We start from the raw sequence: 19,455 nt of genomic DNA, 5'->3' as shown, positions 1-19,455 counted from the left end.
GTCCTCAGAAGCCGCCGCGGGCTGAAACGAGGCCGCGATAGCGGTCGAGGACGCTGGCGACGTACCCTTGCGTCTCGCGATAGGGCGGGATCTTGCGGCCGTACTTCATGACGGCCCCCTCGCCGGCGTTGTAGGCCGCGAGCACCAGCTCCAGATCGTTGCCGAAGTGGCCCTGCAGGGTCTTGAGGTAGGCAGCGCCGGTGCGGATGTTGACCATCGGGTCGCCCAGCTCGACCGCCGGGTCGCGCACGCCGAAGCGCTTGGCGGTGGCCGGCATGATCTGCATCAGGCCCCGCGCGCCCTTGGGCGAGATCGCCCCCGGATTGGCTCGCGATTCCACGTGCATGACCGCCTGCAGCAGGTCCGGATCAATGTCGAAGTCGCGGCCGGCGGCGGCCACCAGCGGCGCGTAGAGGGCCGTTCCGCGGGCGCCCCTGGCGATGACGACCGGCGCCGGGGCGATACGTCCAGCCGAGATAACGGCGGTCGCCACCTGTGGGCTGTCATAGAGACGAAGCTGTTCCGACACCCCCGTCGGTTGTGTTTCTTCAACGCAATCTATGCGCGCCAGCGAGAACTTTTCATTGATCGGGAGAGCGCTGCTGAACTTCAAGCCGTCGGCAGTCACGCATTCATATGCGAACACTGGACTTGAAGAAAATAATATTAAACACACGCTCGACGCCACTACGCGGAATTTGCGCATAAATTTATCCCTCTATGCAGCGCCCCGCCTGTGCATACTACCCATTCAAAAGCTAACTTTGGCGCATCAATCCTGTCAACCTCGGAGTTAAAACAATTTTCATACTCAGTATACTGCTTACCAGACAACAAATTCTATAGCTCAGCTTAACAACTACTATGGCTAAGCTCGCCGCTTTTTGGCCACGATTGGCGCCATTGTCGGCATCTCACCGGTCGGCGAACGCCCGACGTTCATCGTGACGCTCCAGAACACACGCTATGGCTGAGAAAAACGACGGCGGGGACAAGACCGAGAAGCCGACACCCAAGCGGCTATCGGACGCCCGCAAGAAGGGCGATGTTCCCAAGTCCAAGGACCTGACCTCGACCGCGGTGCTGGGGGTGTGGCTGCTGCTGGGGGCGATGACGGCGGGCTTCGCCTTCGACCGGCTGGGCGGCCTCTTCGACGAGGTGTTCGCGGTGATGGACCGGCCCTTCGCCGAGGCCTGGCCGATCGCCGGCGCGGCCGCCGGCAAGGCCTTCGTGCTGCTGACGGCGATCACCTTCGCGCCCGTGGCGATCTTCGGCATGCTGGCCGAGTTCGGCCAGGTGGGCCCGGTCTTCACCTTCGAGAAAATGAGCCCGAAGATGTCGCACATGAACCCCGGCGAGGGGCTCAAGCGAATGTTCAGCCTCGACAATCTGTTCGAGGTGGCCAAGTCGCTGGCCAAGACCCTGCTGCTGGGCGTGTTCACCTGGATCGTCGTGGCGCTGTCGTTCGACCAGCTGATGGCCCTGCCGGCCGGCGAGGCCGACGGGGCGCTGTCGGCCTATGGCGGGCTGACGTTCAAGCTGCTGGCCGGGACGGTGGTGCTGTTCGTCTTCGTGTCGCTGCTGGACCTGGCCTACCAGCGCCACAGCTTCACCAAGAAAATGCAGATGAGCCGGCGCGACATCCGCCAGGAGATGAAGGATTCCGAGGGCGATCCGCACGTGAAGGCCCATAGGCGCCAACTGCACCAGGAGTGGGCGCAACAGAACGCCGCCCAGGCCGCGCGCGACGCCTCGGTGCTGGTGGTCAACCCCACCCACATCGCCTGCGCCCTGGCCTACGACCCGGCCGAACACGCCGCCCCGGTGCTGCTGGGCAAGGGCGAGGGACCGATCGCCCAGACCATGCGCGAGGCGGCCGAGGAAGCCGGCGTTCCGATCATCCGCAATGTCGAGCTGGCCCGCGCCCTGCGCGACAAGGCCGCCATCGACGACATCGTGCCCCAGGACCTGTTCGCCGCCGTGGCCGAGGTGATCCTCTGGGCCCGCCGGCTGAAGGACGAGCAGACCAGGGCCGCCTCCGAAGAACCGCCGGAAGGGCCGCCGCCCGGCCCGACCTTCCCGCCCCTGCCCTGACCTGGAGCCGACGTGAGCGCCATCCTCGACCTGCTGACCGTCGCCATCGCCCTGGCCATCGTGCTGGGCCTGGCCTTCTTCTCGCTGAAGCTGCTCAAGCGGGTTCAGGCGGGGCCCGCCAGCGACGACCAGATCCGCTACCTGCGGGCCCTGCCCGTGGGCCAGCGCGAGCGGCTGACCCTGGTGGCCTATCGCGACGAGGTGTTCCTGCTGGGGGTCACCGCCGGCCAGATCACCGTGCTGGACCGCCGGACCCGCTCGCCCGAAGAGATCGCCGCCGAGGCCCGCGCCGCCGACGAGGCCCGGATGCGCGCGGCCCAGCCCTCGGCCGCCCTGCGCCGGCTGATAGGGAAAACCCTAGCTAGGGAACGACCCGACTACTGACGATCGACCCGCGATGGTTGTCTTGCGGCGTCAGGTCGCAGCGATGAACGCGGGACCGAGGACAGCAAGATTTCAAATCGCGGAGTTCGAAACATGTCCGGCATCTTCAGCGGCGGCGGTCTCAACATCGGCAGCCTGTTCAGCACCGTCGCCCTGGCGGCGCTCACCGGCGGCACCTCGCTGGCCTTCCAGTCGATCTTCCAGCAGATCATCAGCTCGGTCGCCAGCCAGGTGATCCAGCAGGTCGGCCAGCAACTGGGCTTGCCGCAGGGCGTGATCGACCTGGCCCAGGGCGTCTTCCAGGCCGCCAGCGGCAATCCGGGCGGCGCGGCCCAGAGCCTGACCGAAGCGGTCCAGGGCGCGGCCGACACCTTCGGCTTCAGCCCGGCCGAGCAGGGCGACCTGCAACGCACCGCCGAGGACGTGGCCCAGAGCTGGACCAACTCGATCCTGGAAAGCGTCCGCGACGGCGGCGAAGGCAAGTCGACCAAGGGCGACAGCTTCCTGGTCGCCCTCGCCAAGGCTCTCGGCAAGGTGATGGACGGCAAGATGGGTCAGATGAAGGCCAAGACCGACGAACTGGGCGGCCTGGACTCCAAGGACTCCAAGTACGGCCAGCTGACCGCCGAGATCCAGGCCCTGGGCCAGGAGATGAACATGGTCAGCCAGGCCCTGAACAACTCGATCAAGTCCATCGGCGAAGCCGGCTCGACCCTCGCCCGCAAGGGTTAAGCTTAAGCTCGATAGTAGAAAAGGCAGGCGGCCATCTGGCCGCCTGTCGTTTTCTTGTCAATATTGCACGTCAGGGTTGGAAAAACAGTGGAGCACACCGGATGAACCGCCGCCTCGTTCCCGCGCTCAGCGCCATCGCCCTGATGATCGGCCTGCCGGCCGCGGCGCAGGACTTCTCCAGCATCGGCACCCAGTACATGGACTTCGGCTCGTCGATGATGTCGGTGGGCCAGATGAACAACGTGCTGGGCTCGACGGTGCAGCGCGGCGGCCGCACGCGCTCCACGACCGCCCGGCCCGCGCCCGGCGCCGGCCTTTCGGCCCAGCAGCGCAGCGCCGCGGCGGCCAACACCCGCTACCGCCCCTCGCCCGCCGTCTCGAGCCGCGTGCGCGGCCAGTTCGCCGACTTCGTCGCCAAGCGCGATCCGGCAAACGGCGACCGCCTGCGCCAGACCGTGCAGCAGAAAGACCTGCTGGGCGCCTGGGAAAAGCACGTCGCGGTCGACGGCCTGCGGCGCGGCGACGTGGCCGACGCCATGACCGCCTACTGGGTGCAGAACTGGCAGATCGCCAACAACGTGCCCTTCGCCAACCGCGCCCAGGTTCAGGGCGTGCGCGGCCAAGTCTCGCAGGCCCTGGGCTCGAACCCCGCCTTCGCCCGCCTCGACGACGCCGGCAAGCAGGAGATGGCCGAGGTGTTCATGCTGAACTTCGTGGCCCAGGGCTCGGCCTTCTCCGACGCTAACGCCAAGAAGAACACCACGCTGAGCCGCCAGCTGTCGGAGGCCGCCGTGGCCCGCTTCCGCAACGAGATGAGCATCGACCTGCGGCAGCTGAAGCTGACCGAGGCCGGCTTCGTGCGCTGAGGACCTCGGGAAAACCCCAATAGCGGCGGCGAAGGGCCCGGCGCAGGCTGCACTTGAGGAGGCCCCGGCCATGATCGTGCAAGACCCTTCCGCCGCCGCTCGCGCCGCCACTGCCCCCGCGCCGCGCCCGAGCCGTCTGGACGACGCCGTCGATCGCTTCGCGCGCACCGGCGAGGTGGACGCCGCCGCCTTCGCCGCCGCCGGTCCGGCCGACACCGCCCAAGCCTTGAAAGGCCTGCCGCCCGCCCAGCGCGGCGCGCTGGAAGGCGCGCTGCTGGCCAAGGGCCTGGGCGGCCTGCTGGACGGCGTCGGCGGCGCGGTCGACGACACGGTGGGTGTCGTGGAGGACACGGCCGACACCGTGGCCGATCCCGTGGTCGAGACCCGCTCGGAGCGGGTCAACGGCGACTTCCAGGCCGCCGTCCACGACGAGTGGTGGAGCCAGATGCGCGGCCAGGCCTGGATGGACGTGACCCTGGCGGTCCACAACAAGCTCGATCGCCCAGCCGCCGCCCTGGCCAACCTGACCCGCACCGACGACGGCGGGGCGACGCCGGAGCCCAAGGCTTGAGCGCCCGCCCGACGGTCGCCATCGCGCTGACTCTGTACCTCGCCCTGGCCTCGCCCGCCTTCTCGCAGGACATCCCCGCCCCATTCGAAGGCCTGATGCTGCAAGAGATGCACCGCACGGTGATGGACGACCTGCGCGAGCGGAATCTGGGCATCCGGGGTAACAGCCCGGCCAGGCCCAGGGCCACGACGGCGCGCAGGGCCGCGGCGGGCCAGACGGTGTCGACCGCCTATCGCCCCTCGCCGCAGGTCAGCGCCAAGGTCCGCGCGCAGTTCGCCCAGCACATGACCCGCCAGACCGGCCCGGAAGGCGGCCGCAAGGTCGCCGCCGCCATGCAGGCGCGCGATCCGGTGCGCAACTGGGCCCAGCTGGTCGCCGCCGACGGCCTTCGCCCTGGCGACGCCGCCGACGCTCTGGCCGGCTACTGGGTGCTGAACTGGATGATCGCCAATCGCGGCGACAACAACCGCGTCCAGACCCTGGCGGTGCGCGACCAGGTGCGGGCGATCATGACCTCCAATCCGGCCTATGCCCGCCTGAGCGAAGCCCAGCGCCAGGAGTTCGCCGAGGTGCTGATGCTGAACTTCCTGGTCCAGCAGGCGGCCTATGTGGACGCGCTGAAGCGGGGCGACCAAGCCGCCCTGCAGCGACTGGGCGACGCCGCGGTGGCCCGCTTCAAGGGCGAGATGGGCGTCGACCTGCGCCGGCTGCGGCTGACCGAGCGCGGCTTCGCCAAGGGCTAAACCGCTTTCAACTCCGCAGTTGCACCGTCGATGATCCGCACGAACTGCTCGACGACATCGCTGCGCGCCGCGCCGGGCGCCGGTTCGCGCTGCAGGCCGGCGGCGACCGAGCGCAACAGCGGCTCGACGATGGCCGAAGGCGTCAGGTGCGGCTTGTCGGCGGCCTGGGCGCGCAGTTCGCGGGCGAAGTCGGCCAGCACCCGCTCGATACGGCCGGCGTCCACCGGCGAGGTCGCCGACAGCCGGCCGGCCACCGACTGGCCGCTCTGGGCCGCCAGGATCCGCAGATCCGCCCCCACCTGGGCCATGCTCGACTGACCGTGCTCGGCCCAGACAAAGGCGGCGGCCTGGCCGCGATCGCCGCCGCGCAGCGGATCGACCAAGGCCGCGCCGGCGACGGTCGCCATGGCTTCGATCGCCAGGCGGGCGACGCCGGCCCGCGCCGCCGTGGTCGACGGAGTCCAGGTGGAAAGGTCGGCGCCCGAGGCGCGCTCGACGGGACGGATCACGACGCGGCTCCCTCGACCTTGACGACCCGCAAGGCCGGCTTCAGCGCGCTCCAGCCGACCTGGGCGCCGATGGCCTGCTGGCTGTTGCGGCCATCGGCCAGCTCCTCGTTCTCGCCGTCGAACTGCACGACGGCCAAGCGCTTGCCGCCGCGCTCGATCGCGAAGCGGGCCCAGGGATAGCCGTCCAGGATGGTCAGCCGCGCGTCCGGCAGGGCGGCCGACAGGTCGGCCACGCGGTCGCCTTCCGAGATCGCGCCCGGCGCCTGGCGCACATAGCGGCCGGAAAGATCCGCGCCGACGCCGCAGCCCTGGAAGTCCGTGCTCACGCTGGCCGTCTCCGCGTTGAGGGTCACCCGCGCCGTCGCGGGCCGCGCCGCCAGGTCGGCGGCGCTGAGGCTGATGTTCGTTCCTTCGAAGGGCACGACCCGCGCCTCGATGCGGCCGTCCTTCAGCGCCCCCTCGGCCTCGAGTTCGCAGTCGGCCGCCGTCGCCGCGCCGTCGGACAAGGCCCCGCCAGACAGGCTGACGCGCCAGGTGTCGCCCTTGGGCGTCAGGGTCAGCAGGCCGCGACGCTGCCCGCTCATCACATACTTTCCCGCCGGTCCTTGCTTAGGCGCTTCAGCGGTGCCGGCGGCGGCCATGGGTAGGGGGGGATCGGCCGCCGCCGGTCGCTCACAACCGGCAACGGCCAGCGCGAGGGCGATGAGGGTTGGGGGAGCAAACTTCATCGTCGGGTGATCCGGAGCGGGCCTTGCGTCTGTTCAACGCCGGCCCGCCGCGACGGTTCTCATTGGCCCAGCATGGCCAGGGCGTCCTGGCGTTCGCTGGCGAAGCGGTTGGCGACCGAGACCTGCACGGCGGCCGAGGCGCTGGTGAAATAGGCCAGCTGGCCGGCGTCGTTGCGCTTGCCGCGCTCGTCGTAGATGGCGTTGATCAGGGCGCGGTCATAGGCCTTGCCGTCGGCCGGCGAGAGCCCCTGCCCCTCCACCCTGGCCATCGCCTTGACGATGGCGCCGGTCTCGGGCCCGTGCTGCACCGAGGTGGACCAGACCACGTCGCGGATCGCCGCCGAGCGGGTCGACAGGTCCAGCCCCGTGGCGTTGCTGACCGTGTCGAGCTGAACCTGATAGTGGGTGCGCTGGATGTAGTCGTGCTGGGCGGCCTCGAACTTTTCCGGCTCGCGGACGGCGATCGCCTTCCAGGTGGCGGTGAAGCTGGCCGAGCCGGGCGAGGCGCCGCCGAACTCGGCGGCCCACTGGCGGCCCTCGGCGGCCAGGAACTGCTGCGGCCGGCCGCGATTGCCCGCCAATTGATAGGTGCCGTAGGAGACGCCGCCGGGGTCGCCCGCGCCGCTCGACACCGTGCCGGGCCCGCGGCCGCCGGTCTCGTACTGCTCCGACAGGGCGCCGATGCGCGCGTCGCTCGTGGTGGAAGTCTGCGTCGTCGCGGTCGTCCCGCCGGGCGGTCCTTGCCTGTCGACGTTGACGAGCACGTAGTTGAAGGCCTTCTGGCCGCCCAGGCCGTTCCAGAACGCCTGGAAGTCGCCGGGCTTCAGCGTCTGGCAGCCGGCCGAGCCGGTGTTGCTGTTGCCGCCGGCGTGGAACAGGAACGAGTTGTCGGTGCTGACGCCCTTGCCCTTGGCGTCGTTGTCGTCGATCCGGCCGTCGTGATTGGTGTCGCGCTGGATAGCGTGGCTTTCGGTCGGACGCAGCACGTCGCCCAGGCTGGAGCTCGTGCTCTTCTGGAAGGTGACCGTGCCCTCGGCGATCCGGCCCAGCTCCTTGCGGCCGTCGCCGTTGAAGTCGGAACCATAGCGGCCGTCGTACTGGGCCGAGGGTTCGGTGTTGGCCGCGAACTCCTGGACCTTGCCGCCCTTCTGCAGGACGACGATCCGGTCGTCATAGGCGCCCTTGCCGCCGTTGGCGTTCAGGCTGGTCTCGGTGCGCAGGCCCAGGATCACCTGCTTGCCGGCGGCGAGATCGGCCTTGGCCTGGGCGTCGCCATAGGCGTTCACGTAACCCGAATAGAGCTCGTACTTCTGAGCCTCGCTCATGCGCTGGGTCGAGGGCAGCACGCCGGTCGCCTGACCCGTGGCGGTCGGCGAGGTGGGGACCGCGTCGGTCGTGGCCGGCGCCGGACGCGCCGCAGCCCCGCCGCCGGGGATCAGCAGGTCCTGGCCGACATTGATCAGGTTGGGGTTCGACAACCGGTTGGCCTGGGCGAGCGCCTGCCAGGAGACGCCGAACTCGGCGCCGATGCTGGAGAGGTTGTCGCCCGCCTCGACGGTGTAGCTGCGCGGCTCGGCCGCCGCCCCCGTCGGCACGGTCACTTCCTGGCCGGGCCGGATGACGTTGGGATTGGTGATCTGCGGATTGGCGCGGATCAGCGCGTCCAGCGAGACGCCGTGCTTGTCGGCGATGGCCGACAGGGTGTCGCCCGACTGGACGACATAGTCGCTGGAGCGTCCACCGCCAGAGCTTGAAACGGATGACTGGGTGTTGAGGGACACGGCGGTCATCGGGCACTCCTGGTACGGACGCTTTCCTGAGGAAGACGCTATTCCCGGCCCGCCGCCCGCATAACTAGGGTTATCCCTAGCTAGGGACGCCCCCAGCTATCGACGCCCCCTGCCCCCGGCCATCGTCGCGCCAGTCGAGGCGCAACGGAGGCATCCATGTCCGGACTGAACGCAGCCGAGTCCATCGGGGCTTCCAGTCGCGTCGCATCCAGCGCCGCCGGCGTCTCCAGCGAGGCTTCCGGCCTGGTGGCGGCCAGCCGCACCGGCGGACAGCTGAACACCAGCGAACTGGCCGGCCAACTTTCCGAGATCGCCAGGTCCGATCCCGCCAAGGCCCAGAGCCTGCGGGTTGAGATCGAGGCCGACCTGTCGCCTGCCGACCAGAAGCGCCTGGCCGACGACATGGACGCGGCCACGGCGGCCCAGAAGCAGGAACTGATCCTCGACCTTGGCCAGATGGCCCTGGACGTGGCGGGCCTGTTCGACCCGACCCCGATCTCGGACGGCGTCAACGGGGTGATCTCGCTGTTCCGCGGCGACTTCCTGGGCGCGGGCCTCTCGGCCGTCAGCATGGTTCCCTACATCGGCGACGCGGCCAAGCTGGGCAAGCTCGGCAAGTGGGCCGAGACGGTGAGCAAGGCCGCCGATCTGGCCAAGGTCGACAGCGCCTTCGCCGCCGCCGCCAAGCCGGCGCTCGAAAAGCTGAAGGGCGCCATCGACGCCCTGCCGCTGGACAAGCTGCCCGACAGCGCTCGCCAGACGCTGGAGACCGCCAGCCGCAAGCTGGACGAGGCCCTCTCCGCCCGCCCCCGCGTCGACCTTGAGCAAGGCGCCAAGGGCGGCTGGAACGCCAAGCTGAACGGCGAGCTGGCGCCCAACACCGACTATGTGGTCAGCGGCCGCTACACCTATTCCACCGACGCCAGCGGGCGCGTCGAGCAAGTGACCGGGACGCTGGATCTCAAGCACGCCGATCGCAACGGCTACCAGCAGGCCAAGGCGGGCCAGGAAGGCGGGATCAAGGACGGGGTCGACGGCGACGAGGGCGGCCACCTGATCGCGGCGATCTTCAACGGCCCCGGCGAGCAGATCAACTACCACGCCATGGACGGCACGCTGAACAAGAGCGGCTGGAAGGTGATGGAGAACGAGTGGGCCGCCGCCCTGAAGGAGGGCAAGCAGGTCGACGTCGACATCAAGGCGGTGTTCGAGGGCGACTCCAAGCGGCCCGACGCGTTCAGGGTGGAGTACGTCATCGACGGCAAGCCCTCGACCCGAACCTTCTTCAACGACTAAAATCTCTCGCGACCGCCTCCCGGAGGATTCCATGGCCGACATCGACAGCCCCGAAGGCATCTACCGCCACGTCGGCCAGGCCCTGGCCGACAGCGTGGCCGAGCCCTGGTCGGAGATCCGCCTGAACATCGACGTCGTCGACGGCTCGGTGGGCCTGACCGGCGACTACACCAAGGCCGCCGGCGGCGTGGCCGACTTGGACGTCCGCAAGCTGGACTATTCGGTGTCGAAGGCGCTGCGCAACCTGCACCGCCTGATGGCGTCCAGCGCCCACGAGCCGTGGTCGAAGGCGGTGTTCTCGCTGACGTCGGACGGCGCGTTCGACCTCAAGTACGACTACGCGGCGGCGTAACCCTTTTACCTACAGTCATTCCCGCCCTTGTGGCGGGAACCTCTCTGTCAGCCGCAAAAGCAGATGGAGCGGATCGCCAGCGATCCGCCGGCGCTGCATATGCGAGCGGAAACAGAGTTTCCCGCCACAAGGGCGGGAATGACGGGCGTTAGTGAGGGAGCCTGCGCCCCGGCGCCAGCAAGACCCCCGCAGCCGCCACCAGCATCACCGTCGCCACGATCGCCGAGGTCCGCAGCCCCGTGGCGATCCCCGCCCCGGCTAGCGCCCCGAAGATTGCCACCCCGGCCGCGCCGCCGACCTGGCGGCAGGCGTTGAGCACGCCCGAGGCGGCGCCCGCGTCGTGACGGTCGACATTGGCCAACAGGCCGCTGGTCAGGGCTGGGATCGCCAAGCCCATGCCGCCGGGAATCAAAGCAAAGCCCGGCAGCATGTCGAGCACGCCGCTGGCCGGTCCCAGCTGCGCGGTCAGGGCGTAGCCGCAGGCGGCGATCAGCACCCCGCCGCTCGTGACGGTCCGGGCGCCGAAGCCTTCGACCAGGGATCCGCTGGCCAGGTTGGAAACGATGAAGGTGGCCGTCAGCGGCAGGAAGGCCAGGCCCGCCTTGCCCGGCGACCAGTGCAGGGTGCGCAGCATGTAGAGGCCGAGCACGAAGATCAGGCCGTAATAGGTGAAGTTCAGGGCCGAGCCGACCACCACCGCGCTCCAGGCCGGTCGGCTTCGGAACACCGACAGCGGCATTGCCGGATGGCGGGCGTGACACTCGAACACCACGAAGGCGAAGGCCAGGACCAGGCCGGCGACCAAGGCCGCCAGCGGCGCGCCGCCCCAGCCGCGATGACCGCCCTCGATCAGGCCGCCGACCAGCAGGGTGACGGCCGCCACCGCCAGGCCCTGTCCCGGCAGGTCGAACGGGACCTTCGGCTTGGCCGGGGTCGCCGGCGCGACCAGCAGGGCCAGCACCGCGCCGATCGCGCAGAGCGGCAGATTGACGAAGAACACCCAGCGCCAGCCCAAGGTCTCGACCAGCAGGCCGCCCAGCACCGGTCCGGCGGCGATCGACACTCCACCGGCGGCCGTCCACCATCCGACCGCGGCCGCGCGCCGGCGGTCGTCGCCATGGGCGGCGTGGGCGATCAGGGCCAGGGACGGCGGGATCAGCAGCGCCCCGGCCGCGCCTTGCGCGACACGGGCCAGGATCAGGCCCAGGGGCCCAGTGGCGAACCCGCAGGCCGCCGAGGCCGCACCGAACAGCACGAGCCCGGCCAGGAAGGCCCGCTTGGGGCCGACCCGGTCGCCGATCGCCCCGGCAGACAGCAGCATGGCCGCCAGCGCCAGAACATAGGCGTCGACCACCCATTGCAACTGGGCGGTAGGCGCGCCGAACGCGTCGCCGATCGCATCCAGGGCGACATTGACGATGGTCACGTCCAGCTGGGTGACCAGGAAGCCGAAGCTGGCGGCGGCGGTGATCAGCGGCAGGCGGGAGGGTTGGGTGCTCATGGGCCTCGTCATGCGCCGTCCGCGTCGCCGGATGCTACACGCACCGATGAACCATTGCGCCGGCGATCAGGGTAGAGTGGCCTCATGGACGCCAATATCGCCAGCCCCGCCGCCCTGATCGGCGACCCGGTCCGCGCCGCCATGCTGCAGGCGCTGCAGGACGGCCGCGCCCAGCCGGCCGGGGCTCTGGCCTGGGCGGCGGGCGTCAGCGCCCAGGCGGCCAGCAACCACCTGTCCAAGCTGGTCGAGGGCGGACTGCTCAGCGTCGAGCGCGAGGGGCGCCACCGCTATTACCGCCTGGCCTCGGCGGAGGTGGCGCACGCCATCGAGGCGCTGTCGGCGATCGCCAAGCCGGTGCGTTCGCTGGAGGTTCCCCGCTCTCCCAAGGCCCGCGCCCTGCGCGAGGCCCGCTGCTGCTACGGCCACTTGGCCGGACGCCTGGGGGTCAGGGTCGCCGACGCCCTGGTGGAGCGCGGCCTGCTGACCCCGGCCGACGACAAGCTCTACGCGATCCCGGACCAGGGCCGGGCCTGGTTCGGCGAGCTGGGGATCGAGGTCGCCGCCCTCGCCTCCCCGCGCGGCGTCGCCCGCCGGTGCCTGGATTGGACCGAGCGCCGACATCACTTGGCCGGTCCGCTGGGCGTGAAGCTGCTGGCGGCGATGAGCCAGCGGGGCTGGCTGGCGCTGGAAACCAAGGGCCGGGCGGTGCGACTGACGCCGGATGGCGCGGCCGCGCTACGCGACCTGCTGGGCGTCAGCCTAGACGACGACGGTCGCGTGGCGGCCTGACGCGCCCGCACTAGGGAATTCCCCAACTATCCCCTCCCTATCGTCGCGCGCAGCATCGCAATCCTGACGAGGACGCCGAGGGACAGGCCATGCGTATCGAGGGCGGATCGGGGATCAGCGCGGCGAGCGAGCGCTTCGACACCAGCGCCGGCGCGCGGGTCGCCGTCGACGCCCGGGTCGCGGCCGAGTGGGATGCGCCCGCCTCGCGCCCGGCGATCGCGACCACGGCCCAGGCCGACGTGCGGATCTCGGCCGTGGCGGCCGGCGGCGGCCAGTCGGCCGAGCTGGCCGAAGCCCGGGTGCACATGGCCCTGGCCGCCGACGTCTATAACGACACCCCCAACCCGCCGCCGGGCTGGGAAGTCGCCGGCGCCGACGACCTGGCCCGCCTGGGCCTGGACGCCACCGACCTGGAGGAGCCGGGCTCGAGCTTCCGCGCCCGGATCTATGTCGACGCCCAGGGCGACTATGTCGTGGCCTTCCGCGGCAGCCAGAACGCCGAGGACTGGCGCAACAATTTCCAGCAGGGCCTCGGGCTGGATTCCGGCCACTACGACAAGGCCCTAGTGATCGGCGAGCGCCTGCGCACGGCCGGCGAGGACGTCACCCTGACCGGCCACTCGCTGGGCGGGGGCCTGGCTTCGGCGGCGGCGGTGGCCTCGGGCCTGCCGGCCGACACCTTCAACGCCGCGGGTCTGCACGAGGACACGCTAGAGGCCGCCCGGGCCGGCGGCGCGGCGGCTCCGCAGGTCGACGCCTACTACCTGGACGGCGATCCGCTCAGTCGCGTGCAGGATGGCGGCGACCGCTGGCTGGGCGCCGGCCTGGGCGGGCTGCTCGGCGGCATCCCCGGCGCGATCCTCGGCGGCCTGCTGGCCGACGCCCCGCCGGCCTATGGCGAGCGGCACGTGCTGACGCCGGTCGGGCCCGAGGGGCAGTCGGCGGGCGACGCCTCGCTGGGCGACCTGCACGGCCAGGCCTGGCTGTCGTCCAGCCTTGACGCGGCCTATCGCGCCACGGCCAACTGAGGCTCGTGAACCGCCCCGCAGCAATCGCCGCCCTGGCGGCCTCGATGGTGATGATGACGGACGCCGCGCTCGCCTCGTGTTTCGTGGGCGGAACCGCCCTGCCCGACAGCCGCGCCGCCCTGGCCGCCGCCGACCATGGCCAGGCCGGGCGCGACCTTATGTCGGCCGTGCTGAAGGGCGATGTCGGCGAGGCCCAGCGCCGCCTGCGCGCCGATCCGGCGCTGAAGACCACGCGTGGCGGGCCCAACGGCGATCTCTTGAGTCTGGCCATCGCCCGCTGCGACAAGCCGATGGTCGCGACCCTGCTGGATCTCGGCGTCCCGCCCGGCGGGGCCGCAAACGCCGTCCCGCTGAGCCTGGCCTTGCGCGCCACCGACCCGAGCTTCGCCACCCAACTCCTGCAAGCCGGGGCCAGCCCGCAGCGGCGCGAGACCTACTGGCCGCTGAAGGCCGTGATCGGCCTCAACTCGCTGGGCGCGGTGCGCCTGCTCCTGCAACATGGCGCCAGGATCAACGACCATGACGCCACCGGCGCCACGCCCATGCGGTTGGCGGTGGAGCAGCAGAACTTCCGCATCGCCGAGCTCTTGCTGGAAAAGGGCGCCGATCCGTGGGCGGTGGGCAGCAATGGCGAGACGGTCGGGACGGTGCTGGCCGGACCCATGCGCCCCGGCGACCCCGAGGAGCAGGCCGCCCGTCCGCGCGTGATCGAGGCCCTGAAGAAGGCAGGCTGGGCCATCCCCGGCGGGCCCGACGCGAAAGAGACCCGCCGCCTGGTCCTGACCGGCGCCTGGCCCCCGGCGCAAGCCCGCGCCGCCGGCTGGAAGACCCCGCCCCCGACAGAGATCACCGACCGCATGCGGCGCTTCTGGACCGAGAACGGCGACAAGCGGCCGCGCTGAGCGCGAACCGCGTTCGCAACACCGCCAGGCCCCACGGGTGGCGCGATCGGCCCTCCGCCGTTAAGGTTGGGGATGCTGACCACCAAGATGAACCCTCGTGTGTTCTGGGGCGCCAGCCTGATCATCGGGCTGCTTCTCGTCTTCGCCGTCGCCGCTCCGGACTTCTCCGACCGCGTCTTCAAAACCGCCCAGGCCTGGGTGATCGACACCTTCAGCTGGTTCTACGTCGCCGCCGTCGCCGGCTTCCTGGGACTGGTCCTGTTCCTGGCGCTGGGCCCCACGGGCGCGCTGAAACTGGGCCCCGACGACTCCGAGCCGGACTTTCCCTACGTCTCGTGGCTGGCCATGCTGTTCGCGGCGGGCATGGGCATCGGCCTGATGTATTTCGGCGTCGCCGAGCCGATCCAGCACTACATAAACCCGCCCGAGGTCGAGCCGCGCAGCTTCGAGGCCGCGCGCGAGGCGATGGTCATCACCTTTACCCACTACGGCGTCCACGCCTGGGCGATCTATGCAGTGGTGGGGCTGAGCCTGGCCTTCTTCGCCCACCGCAAAGGCCTGCCCCTGACCCTGCGGTCCGGCCTGTCGCCGCTGCTAGGCAAGCGGATCAATGGTCCGATCGGCGACGCGGTCGACATCTTCGCCATCTGGGGCACGGCCTTCGGCATCGCCACCTCGCTGGGCTTCGGCGTGGCGCAGATGAACAGCGGTCTGAGCTACCTTCTGGGCATCCCCAACACCGCCTGGGTGCAAGTGATCCTGATCGCCGTGGTCATGGCCGCGGCCACCGCCTCGATGATGAGCGGTGTCGGCAAGGGCGTGCGGCGGCTGTCCGAGCTGAACCTCATCCTGGCCATCCTGCTGATGCTGTTCGTGCTGGCGATCGGCCCGACCGGTTTCCTGCTGAAGGCCCTGGTGCAGAACTTCGGCTTCTATCTGGACCACTTCATCCGCCGCACCTTCACCCTCTACGCCTACGAGCCGCGGGCCTGGATGGCGGACTGGACGCTATTCTACTGGGCCTGGTGGATCGCCTGGTCGCCGTTCGTGGGCATGTTCATCGCCCGCATCTCGCGCGGGCGCACGGTGCGCGAGTTCGTGCTCAACGTGCTGCTGGTCCCGGCGGGCTTCACCTTCCTGTGGATGACGGTCTTCGGCAACACCGCCATCAGCCTGGACATGGGCCAGGCGGCCGGGGCCATTTCGCGGGCCGTGACCGCCGACCTGTCGACGGCGCTGTTCCATTTCTTCGAGCAACTGCCGGGCACGACCTTCACCTCGGCCCTGGCGATCCTGCTGGTGGCGGTGTTCTTCGTCACCTCGGCCGACTCCGGGGCGCTGGTGATCGACACCATGGCCTCGGGCGGGGCCGACGACACGCCGCGCTGGCAGCGGATGTACTGGTGCGTCCTGCTGGGCCTGGTGGCCGCCGTACTGCTGCTGGCCGGCGGGCTGGGCGCGCTGCAGGCCGCCACCCTGGTGGCCGCCCTGCCCTTCGCTGTGATCATGATCCTGCTGTCGATCGGCCTGGTGCGACAGATGAACGCCGATGTCGCCGGCCGCACCATCGACACCGAGACGCCGCCTCTGGCCGAGCAGCTGAAGCGGATTCTCTCGCCCGCCAGCCGGCGCGAGATCCTGCGGCAGATCGAGCGCACCGGCGTTCCGGCGCTGGAGGGCGTCCGCGCCGGGCTGGAGGCCGAGGGCTTGACCGCCAGCCTGGCCAGGGACGACGACGGCCTGGCCCTGACCGCCTCGGTCGGCGAAGGCGGCAAGCTGTTCCATTACCGGCTGGCCGCCCGCTCACGACCGCGCCCCGCCCTTACCGCGCTCGACGCGCCCGAGGGCCGCCGGGCGCTGGAATGGCGGCTGATGGCCCATTCGGCCGACGTCGCAAAACCCCGGGACGTGACGGGCTTCACGCAGGACCAACTGGTCAGCGACGTGCTGGACCACCTGCAACGCTGGCGGATGGCCTAGGCGCCCCCCCAGGAGATTCGCCGCCGCGAATCCGAGTCGCCGCCGCGAATCCCCCGCGGCGCGGACGGCGACTCGCATCGGCGGGGGTCCGTCGGTCCTGCTTCCGAACCGCATGCGGTTCGGAAGCCAGAGCGGGGGCGACAAGCGACAATCCCGTCGACAAGCACTGACGAACCACTTCCGCCGGAAGGTATTTCCTAGCAACTACAATGTTTTGGCAGGCATTACCGTTGCCTGAACGTCAGACATGGCAAAGCGCGCCGACGGCGCCGTCGGGCGAAAATCGCTGCTTCTGGAAGGGGGATGGCGGAGACGGAGTCCTAGCCTAGATTTCCATTTTCCCCATTTATTCAATTACTTAACACACCATTGCCAAGCTATACATACGTCTCTACATACGACTTCGCCTGGATATCCGTGGACGCCGCCGGACGCGCATGGCCTGTTCCCAAGGCTCGCGCCAATACTTCTACCGTCGTCGGCTACGAGATCCGCTACATTGGCTGTCCAATCGAGCAACGGGCGCATATTGATCCCACACGCGCCCATCCTGATCGCCAGACATCGTTTCAGAGATCATCGCCTTTGAAGCTGGAAACAATCTTCCGCGTCTCGGCGCCGCTACGCGCCGCCCCGGTGGCGCTGCGTTATTTGCTGGCCACCGCTATCATCCTGCTTTTCTTCGCGCTTCGCGTAGCGGCCGCGCCCTATATGGGCGGGTTTCCATTCCTGCTGTTCTTTCCGGCGATCATCCTGATCTCGGCGCTGTTCGATCGCGGTACCGGGGTCTTCGCCGTGCTGCTGAGCGCTGGGATGGCCTGGTATTTTTTCGTCCCAACCGTCGGCTCGTTCGAAATGCCGAACCCTAGGGACGCCCTGCCTCTGGCGCTCTATGTGCTGATCGGTCTTTTCCTGGCCGTGACGGTCGAGGCGTTGCGTTCCACTGCCGAACGCCTAGCTAGGATAAGTCTGGCGCTGGAACGCGCAAACGACTTCAACAAGCTGCTGATCGAGGACATCAATCATCGGGTCAAGAACCACTTGGCCTCGGTAAACGGTCTCCTCCATCTATCCTTTCGTGAGATCACCGATCCCGACGCGCAGCGCGCCGTGAAAGAGGCGAGCGGCCGCATCGGAGTTCTGGGCAGGCTCTACAGCCGCCTGCACCTGTCCAACGAAGCGACCGCCATCTGCGCCCGCGACTATATTTGTTCGATCTGCGACGACTTGCGCGACGGCGTCATCGGGGTTCGCCCTGTCGCTTTGCGGGTCGATGTCGCCAGGATCAACATCGGCTCGATCATGGCCGTGCCGATAGGCCTTATCGTCAACGAGCTGGTGGAGAACGCTCTCAAATACGCCTTCCCGGATGAGCGTGCCGGCTTGATCACCGTCGCCTTCGATCTGGACGCGCTTGGAAAGCTTCACCTGGCTGTCGCCGACGACGGGGTCGGCTTCGATCCGGCTTCAAGTCGCCAAGGCGGCGGAACCCGGCTGGTGCGTTCGCTCGTGCAACAACTGCACGGCCAGCTCGAAAGGTCCGGACCACCGGGCACGGCCTACGACATCAGATTTCCATTCGAACCTTTGAGATTGATGCGCTAAGCGTCCTGAAGCCCCCCCTGTCTTGTTCTGCGCCGTGCGCCAAACTGCGGCGAGGATCAGTTTGCGTGCTCTGGCTTGCCCTTGCGCTCAGTATGGGCGAACTCTTCAAGCTGCTTCTCACTCATCGACAACATCGACTTGGACGCGCCCTTGAGCTTGCTCTTGGGCGTGTCGCCACGCTTGGCAGACAGGGCGGCTCCGGCGGCTTTCTGCTGGGCGGCTGACTTGGCGGGCATGGCGACCTCCGTGGATTGATCCCCTCTCAACGCCCTTCGATCCCGCCAAGGTTCAGAGAAACCGATCGCTCGTCCAGCGGAACACCGTCGCTGACCGCCCCGTTGATGCGCACACCCTGGAGACGGTCATGAGCCAAGACGATCGCCTGCGCATGCAGGACCCGCGCGAGCAGTATCCCAAGCCGCCCTTCCCAGCCCAGCCGCAGCCGGCGCCGGGCCTTGCCGCCAAGATGCATCCCAGACCCGACCACGGCGAGGAAAGCTATCGCGGCTCAGGCAAGCTGGTCGGCCGCAAGGCGCTGATCACCGGCGCCGACTCCGGCATCGGCCGCGCCGCCGCTATCGCCTATGCCCGCGAGGGCGCCGACGTGGCGATCGGCTATCTGCCGAGCGAGGAAACCGACGCGCGCGAGGTCATTGCGCTGATCGAGGCCGAGGGTCGCAAGGCTGTCGCCCTGCCAGGCGACATCAAGGACGAGGCCTTCTGCCGCGAACTCGTGGCCAAGGCGGTAGAGGGCCTGGGCGGGCTCGACATCCTGGTCAACAACGCCGGCAAGCAGGTCAGCCGTCCCGACATCGCCGCCATCGACAGCGAGCAGTTCGACCACACGCTGAAGACCAATCTGTACGCCATGTTCTGGATCACTCAGGCGGCGCGGCCTCACCTGCGGCCGGGGGCGGCGGTGATCAACACCGCCTCGATCCAGGCCTATGAACCATCCGAGAACCTCTTGGACTACGCCACCACCAAGGCCGGCATCGTCGCCTTCACCAAGGCTCTGGCTAAGCAGCTGATTAAGGACGGCGTGCGGGTCAACGCCGTCGCGCCCGGCCCGTTCTGGACGGTGCTGCAGCCCAGCGGCGGCCAGACCCAGGAGAAGGTCCAGCATTTCGGCGAGCACAGCCAGTTCGGTCGCCCCGGCCAGCCGGTCGAGATCGCGCCGGTCTACGTGCTGCTGGCCTCGCAGGAGGCCAGCTTCACGACCGGCGAGGTCTATGGCGTGACCGGCGGCGCCGGCATCGCCTGACGTCACACACGGCCCGGAGGTTGAAGGCCCAGCCACGGAACGTCCCCTCCCCCGCCGGTGTTGTCGCACCGAGCTTCGGTGGAGAGATGCATGTCGGTCTTGGTTCGCCTGCTGGGCGCTCTCCTGGTGCTGATCGGTCTGGTGCTGGGCGCAGGCGGAGCGTGGCTCGCCGTTCTGGGCGGATCGCCCTACTACGTCCTGGCCGGGATCGGCCTGCTGATCGCGGGCGTGCTGGTCGCTCGACTGAAGCCGGCCGGCGCGATCGTCTACTTCGTCATCTTTGCGCTGACCGTTGTCTGGGCGCTGTGGGAGACGGGGCTG

The 19,455-nt window shown here is 69.2% G+C and carries 21 protein-coding genes; 15 read left to right on the top strand and 6 right to left on the bottom strand.

The window, feature by feature from the left end; genetic code table 11:
- Positions 1-4: 4 nt before the first annotated feature.
- Positions 5-493 (bottom strand): lytic transglycosylase domain-containing protein, encoded by a 489-nt coding sequence (locus SGCZBJ_RS07800; protein WP_205685343.1) that lies wholly within the window; start codon positions 491-493, stop codon positions 5-7.
- Between the two features lie 473 nt (positions 494-966).
- Between SGCZBJ_RS07800 and sctU the strand changes: the two genes are divergently transcribed.
- The 6 genes from sctU to SGCZBJ_RS07770 all read left to right on the top strand — a co-directional run bounded on the left by sctU (position 967) and on the right by SGCZBJ_RS07770 (position 5,390).
- On the top strand, positions 967-2,094 hold the full coding sequence (gene sctU / locus SGCZBJ_RS07795) for a type III secretion system export apparatus subunit SctU (protein ID WP_101717460.1): 1,128 nt from the start codon (positions 967-969) through the stop codon (positions 2,092-2,094).
- Positions 2,095-2,106: 12 nt separating this feature from the next.
- A complete protein-coding gene (fliO, locus tag SGCZBJ_RS07790) occupies positions 2,107-2,478 on the top strand; it encodes a flagellar biosynthetic protein FliO (protein ID WP_101717459.1) in 372 nt (123 codons plus the stop codon).
- Positions 2,479-2,571: 93 nt separating this feature from the next.
- A complete protein-coding gene (locus tag SGCZBJ_RS07785; protein WP_058348252.1) occupies positions 2,572-3,210 on the top strand; it encodes a hypothetical protein in 639 nt (212 codons plus the stop codon).
- Between the two features lie 101 nt (positions 3,211-3,311).
- On the top strand, positions 3,312-4,076 hold the full coding sequence (locus SGCZBJ_RS07780; protein WP_101717458.1) for a DUF6683 family protein: 765 nt from the start codon (positions 3,312-3,314) through the stop codon (positions 4,074-4,076).
- A 70-nt stretch (positions 4,077-4,146) separates the two neighbouring features.
- Positions 4,147-4,647: a hypothetical protein gene (locus SGCZBJ_RS07775; protein ID WP_101717457.1), complete on the top strand. Its 501-nt coding sequence runs from the start codon at positions 4,147-4,149 to the stop codon at positions 4,645-4,647.
- Positions 4,644-5,390 (top strand): DUF6683 family protein, encoded by a 747-nt coding sequence (locus SGCZBJ_RS07770; RefSeq protein ID WP_101717456.1) that lies wholly within the window; start codon positions 4,644-4,646, stop codon positions 5,388-5,390. The genes SGCZBJ_RS07775 and SGCZBJ_RS07770 overlap by 4 nt, the downstream gene beginning before the upstream one ends.
- On the opposite strand, the gene SGCZBJ_RS07765 is transcribed toward SGCZBJ_RS07770, so the two are convergent.
- The 3 genes from SGCZBJ_RS07765 to SGCZBJ_RS07755 all read right to left on the bottom strand — a co-directional run bounded on the left by SGCZBJ_RS07765 (position 5,387) and on the right by SGCZBJ_RS07755 (position 8,417).
- Positions 5,387-5,899 (bottom strand): hypothetical protein, encoded by a 513-nt coding sequence (locus tag SGCZBJ_RS07765; protein ID WP_101717455.1) that lies wholly within the window; start codon positions 5,897-5,899, stop codon positions 5,387-5,389. The two genes, SGCZBJ_RS07770 and SGCZBJ_RS07765, sit on opposite strands and share 4 nt — an antisense overlap.
- Positions 5,896-6,483 carry a hypothetical protein gene (locus tag SGCZBJ_RS07760; RefSeq protein ID WP_101717454.1) on the bottom strand — a complete coding sequence of 196 codons (588 nt, stop codon included), beginning with the start codon at positions 6,481-6,483 and terminating at the stop codon, positions 5,896-5,898. Before SGCZBJ_RS07760 ends, SGCZBJ_RS07765 begins: the two co-directional genes overlap by 4 nt.
- A 203-nt stretch (positions 6,484-6,686) precedes the next feature.
- Complete coding sequence (locus SGCZBJ_RS07755; RefSeq protein WP_101717453.1) at positions 6,687-8,417, bottom strand: VgrG-related protein; 1,731 nt, start codon at positions 8,415-8,417, stop codon at positions 6,687-6,689.
- Positions 8,418-8,573: 156 nt separating this feature from the next.
- On the opposite strand from SGCZBJ_RS07755, the gene SGCZBJ_RS07750 reads away from it, so the two are divergent.
- Together SGCZBJ_RS07750 and SGCZBJ_RS07745 are read left to right on the top strand one after the other, a co-directional pair.
- Positions 8,574-9,713, top strand: coding sequence for a DNA/RNA non-specific endonuclease (locus SGCZBJ_RS07750; protein WP_205685342.1), 1,140 nt, complete (start codon positions 8,574-8,576; stop codon positions 9,711-9,713).
- Positions 9,714-9,744: 31 nt separating this feature from the next.
- The gene (locus SGCZBJ_RS07745; RefSeq protein ID WP_101717452.1) at positions 9,745-10,065 is read left to right on the top strand and encodes an immunity protein YezG family protein; all 321 of its coding nucleotides are present in this window, start codon (positions 9,745-9,747) and stop codon (positions 10,063-10,065) included.
- A gap of 148 nt (positions 10,066-10,213) precedes the next feature.
- On the opposite strand, the gene SGCZBJ_RS07740 is transcribed toward SGCZBJ_RS07745, so the two are convergent.
- Complete coding sequence (locus SGCZBJ_RS07740; protein ID WP_101717451.1) at positions 10,214-11,578, bottom strand: MFS transporter; 1,365 nt, start codon at positions 11,576-11,578, stop codon at positions 10,214-10,216.
- 72 nt (positions 11,579-11,650) lie between these two features.
- On the opposite strand from SGCZBJ_RS07740, the gene SGCZBJ_RS07735 reads away from it, so the two are divergent.
- The 5 genes from SGCZBJ_RS07735 (at position 11,651) to SGCZBJ_RS07715 (ending at position 17,870) form a co-directional block, all read left to right on the top strand.
- On the top strand, positions 11,651-12,355 hold the full coding sequence (locus SGCZBJ_RS07735; protein WP_101717450.1) for an ArsR/SmtB family transcription factor: 705 nt from the start codon (positions 11,651-11,653) through the stop codon (positions 12,353-12,355).
- An 89-nt stretch (positions 12,356-12,444) separates the two neighbouring features.
- Complete coding sequence (locus SGCZBJ_RS07730) at positions 12,445-13,383, top strand: Tle-like phospholipase domain-containing protein (protein ID WP_101717449.1); 939 nt, start codon at positions 12,445-12,447, stop codon at positions 13,381-13,383.
- Positions 13,384-13,388: 5 nt separating this feature from the next.
- The gene (locus SGCZBJ_RS07725) at positions 13,389-14,285 is read left to right on the top strand and encodes an ankyrin repeat domain-containing protein (protein ID WP_133149213.1); all 897 of its coding nucleotides are present in this window, start codon (positions 13,389-13,391) and stop codon (positions 14,283-14,285) included.
- 72 nt (positions 14,286-14,357) lie between these two features.
- The gene (locus SGCZBJ_RS07720) at positions 14,358-16,265 is read left to right on the top strand and encodes a BCCT family transporter (RefSeq protein ID WP_101717447.1); all 1,908 of its coding nucleotides are present in this window, start codon (positions 14,358-14,360) and stop codon (positions 16,263-16,265) included.
- Positions 16,266-16,682: 417 nt separating this feature from the next.
- Positions 16,683-17,870 carry a sensor histidine kinase gene (locus tag SGCZBJ_RS07715; protein ID WP_133149212.1) on the top strand — a complete coding sequence of 396 codons (1,188 nt, stop codon included), beginning with the start codon at positions 16,683-16,685 and terminating at the stop codon, positions 17,868-17,870.
- A 56-nt stretch (positions 17,871-17,926) separates the two neighbouring features.
- Here SGCZBJ_RS07715 and SGCZBJ_RS07710 read toward each other — a convergent pair whose 3' ends face one another.
- On the bottom strand, positions 17,927-18,106 hold the full coding sequence (locus tag SGCZBJ_RS07710; protein ID WP_101717445.1) for a DUF3008 family protein: 180 nt from the start codon (positions 18,104-18,106) through the stop codon (positions 17,927-17,929).
- A gap of 128 nt (positions 18,107-18,234) precedes the next feature.
- On the opposite strand from SGCZBJ_RS07710, the gene SGCZBJ_RS07705 reads away from it, so the two are divergent.
- The gene (locus SGCZBJ_RS07705) at positions 18,235-19,134 is read left to right on the top strand and encodes an SDR family oxidoreductase (RefSeq protein WP_101717444.1); all 900 of its coding nucleotides are present in this window, start codon (positions 18,235-18,237) and stop codon (positions 19,132-19,134) included.
- Positions 19,135-19,224: 90 nt separating this feature from the next.
- Positions 19,225-19,455, top strand: a 231-nt coding sequence (locus tag SGCZBJ_RS07700) for a hypothetical protein (RefSeq protein WP_133149211.1), incomplete at its 3' end; no start/stop codon positions are given.

It is taken from the genome of Caulobacter zeae (assembly GCF_002858925.1).
Classification (GTDB): domain Bacteria; phylum Pseudomonadota; class Alphaproteobacteria; order Caulobacterales; family Caulobacteraceae; genus Caulobacter; species Caulobacter zeae.
Note: the sequence above shows the minus strand (reverse complement) of the source record. Positions and strands in the feature narration are given on the sequence as shown.

Coding starts and splice junctions, on each gene's coding strand:
- SGCZBJ_RS07760 (WP_101717454.1), bottom strand. CDS start 6,483: ATGAGCGGGCAGCGTCGCGGCCTGCTGACCCTGACGCCCAAGGGCGAC.
- SGCZBJ_RS07710 (WP_101717445.1), bottom strand. CDS start 18,106: ATGCCCGCCAAGTCAGCCGCCCAGCAGAAAGCCGCCGGAGCCGCCCTG.
- SGCZBJ_RS07745 (WP_101717452.1), top strand. CDS start 9,745: ATGGCCGACATCGACAGCCCCGAAGGCATCTACCGCCACGTCGGCCAG.
- SGCZBJ_RS07735 (WP_101717450.1), top strand. CDS start 11,651: ATGGACGCCAATATCGCCAGCCCCGCCGCCCTGATCGGCGACCCGGTC.
- SGCZBJ_RS07750 (WP_205685342.1), top strand. CDS start 8,574: ATGTCCGGACTGAACGCAGCCGAGTCCATCGGGGCTTCCAGTCGCGTC.
- SGCZBJ_RS07780 (WP_101717458.1), top strand. CDS start 3,312: ATGAACCGCCGCCTCGTTCCCGCGCTCAGCGCCATCGCCCTGATGATC.
- SGCZBJ_RS07720 (WP_101717447.1), top strand. CDS start 14,358: ATGCTGACCACCAAGATGAACCCTCGTGTGTTCTGGGGCGCCAGCCTG.
- SGCZBJ_RS07775 (WP_101717457.1), top strand. CDS start 4,147: ATGATCGTGCAAGACCCTTCCGCCGCCGCTCGCGCCGCCACTGCCCCC.
- SGCZBJ_RS07755 (WP_101717453.1), bottom strand. CDS start 8,417: ATGACCGCCGTGTCCCTCAACACCCAGTCATCCGTTTCAAGCTCTGGC.
- sctU (WP_101717460.1), top strand. CDS start 967: ATGGCTGAGAAAAACGACGGCGGGGACAAGACCGAGAAGCCGACACCC.
- SGCZBJ_RS07705 (WP_101717444.1), top strand. CDS start 18,235: ATGAGCCAAGACGATCGCCTGCGCATGCAGGACCCGCGCGAGCAGTAT.
- SGCZBJ_RS07740 (WP_101717451.1), bottom strand. CDS start 11,578: ATGACGAGGCCCATGAGCACCCAACCCTCCCGCCTGCCGCTGATCACC.
- SGCZBJ_RS07730 (WP_101717449.1), top strand. CDS start 12,445: ATGCGTATCGAGGGCGGATCGGGGATCAGCGCGGCGAGCGAGCGCTTC.
- SGCZBJ_RS07785 (WP_058348252.1), top strand. CDS start 2,572: ATGTCCGGCATCTTCAGCGGCGGCGGTCTCAACATCGGCAGCCTGTTC.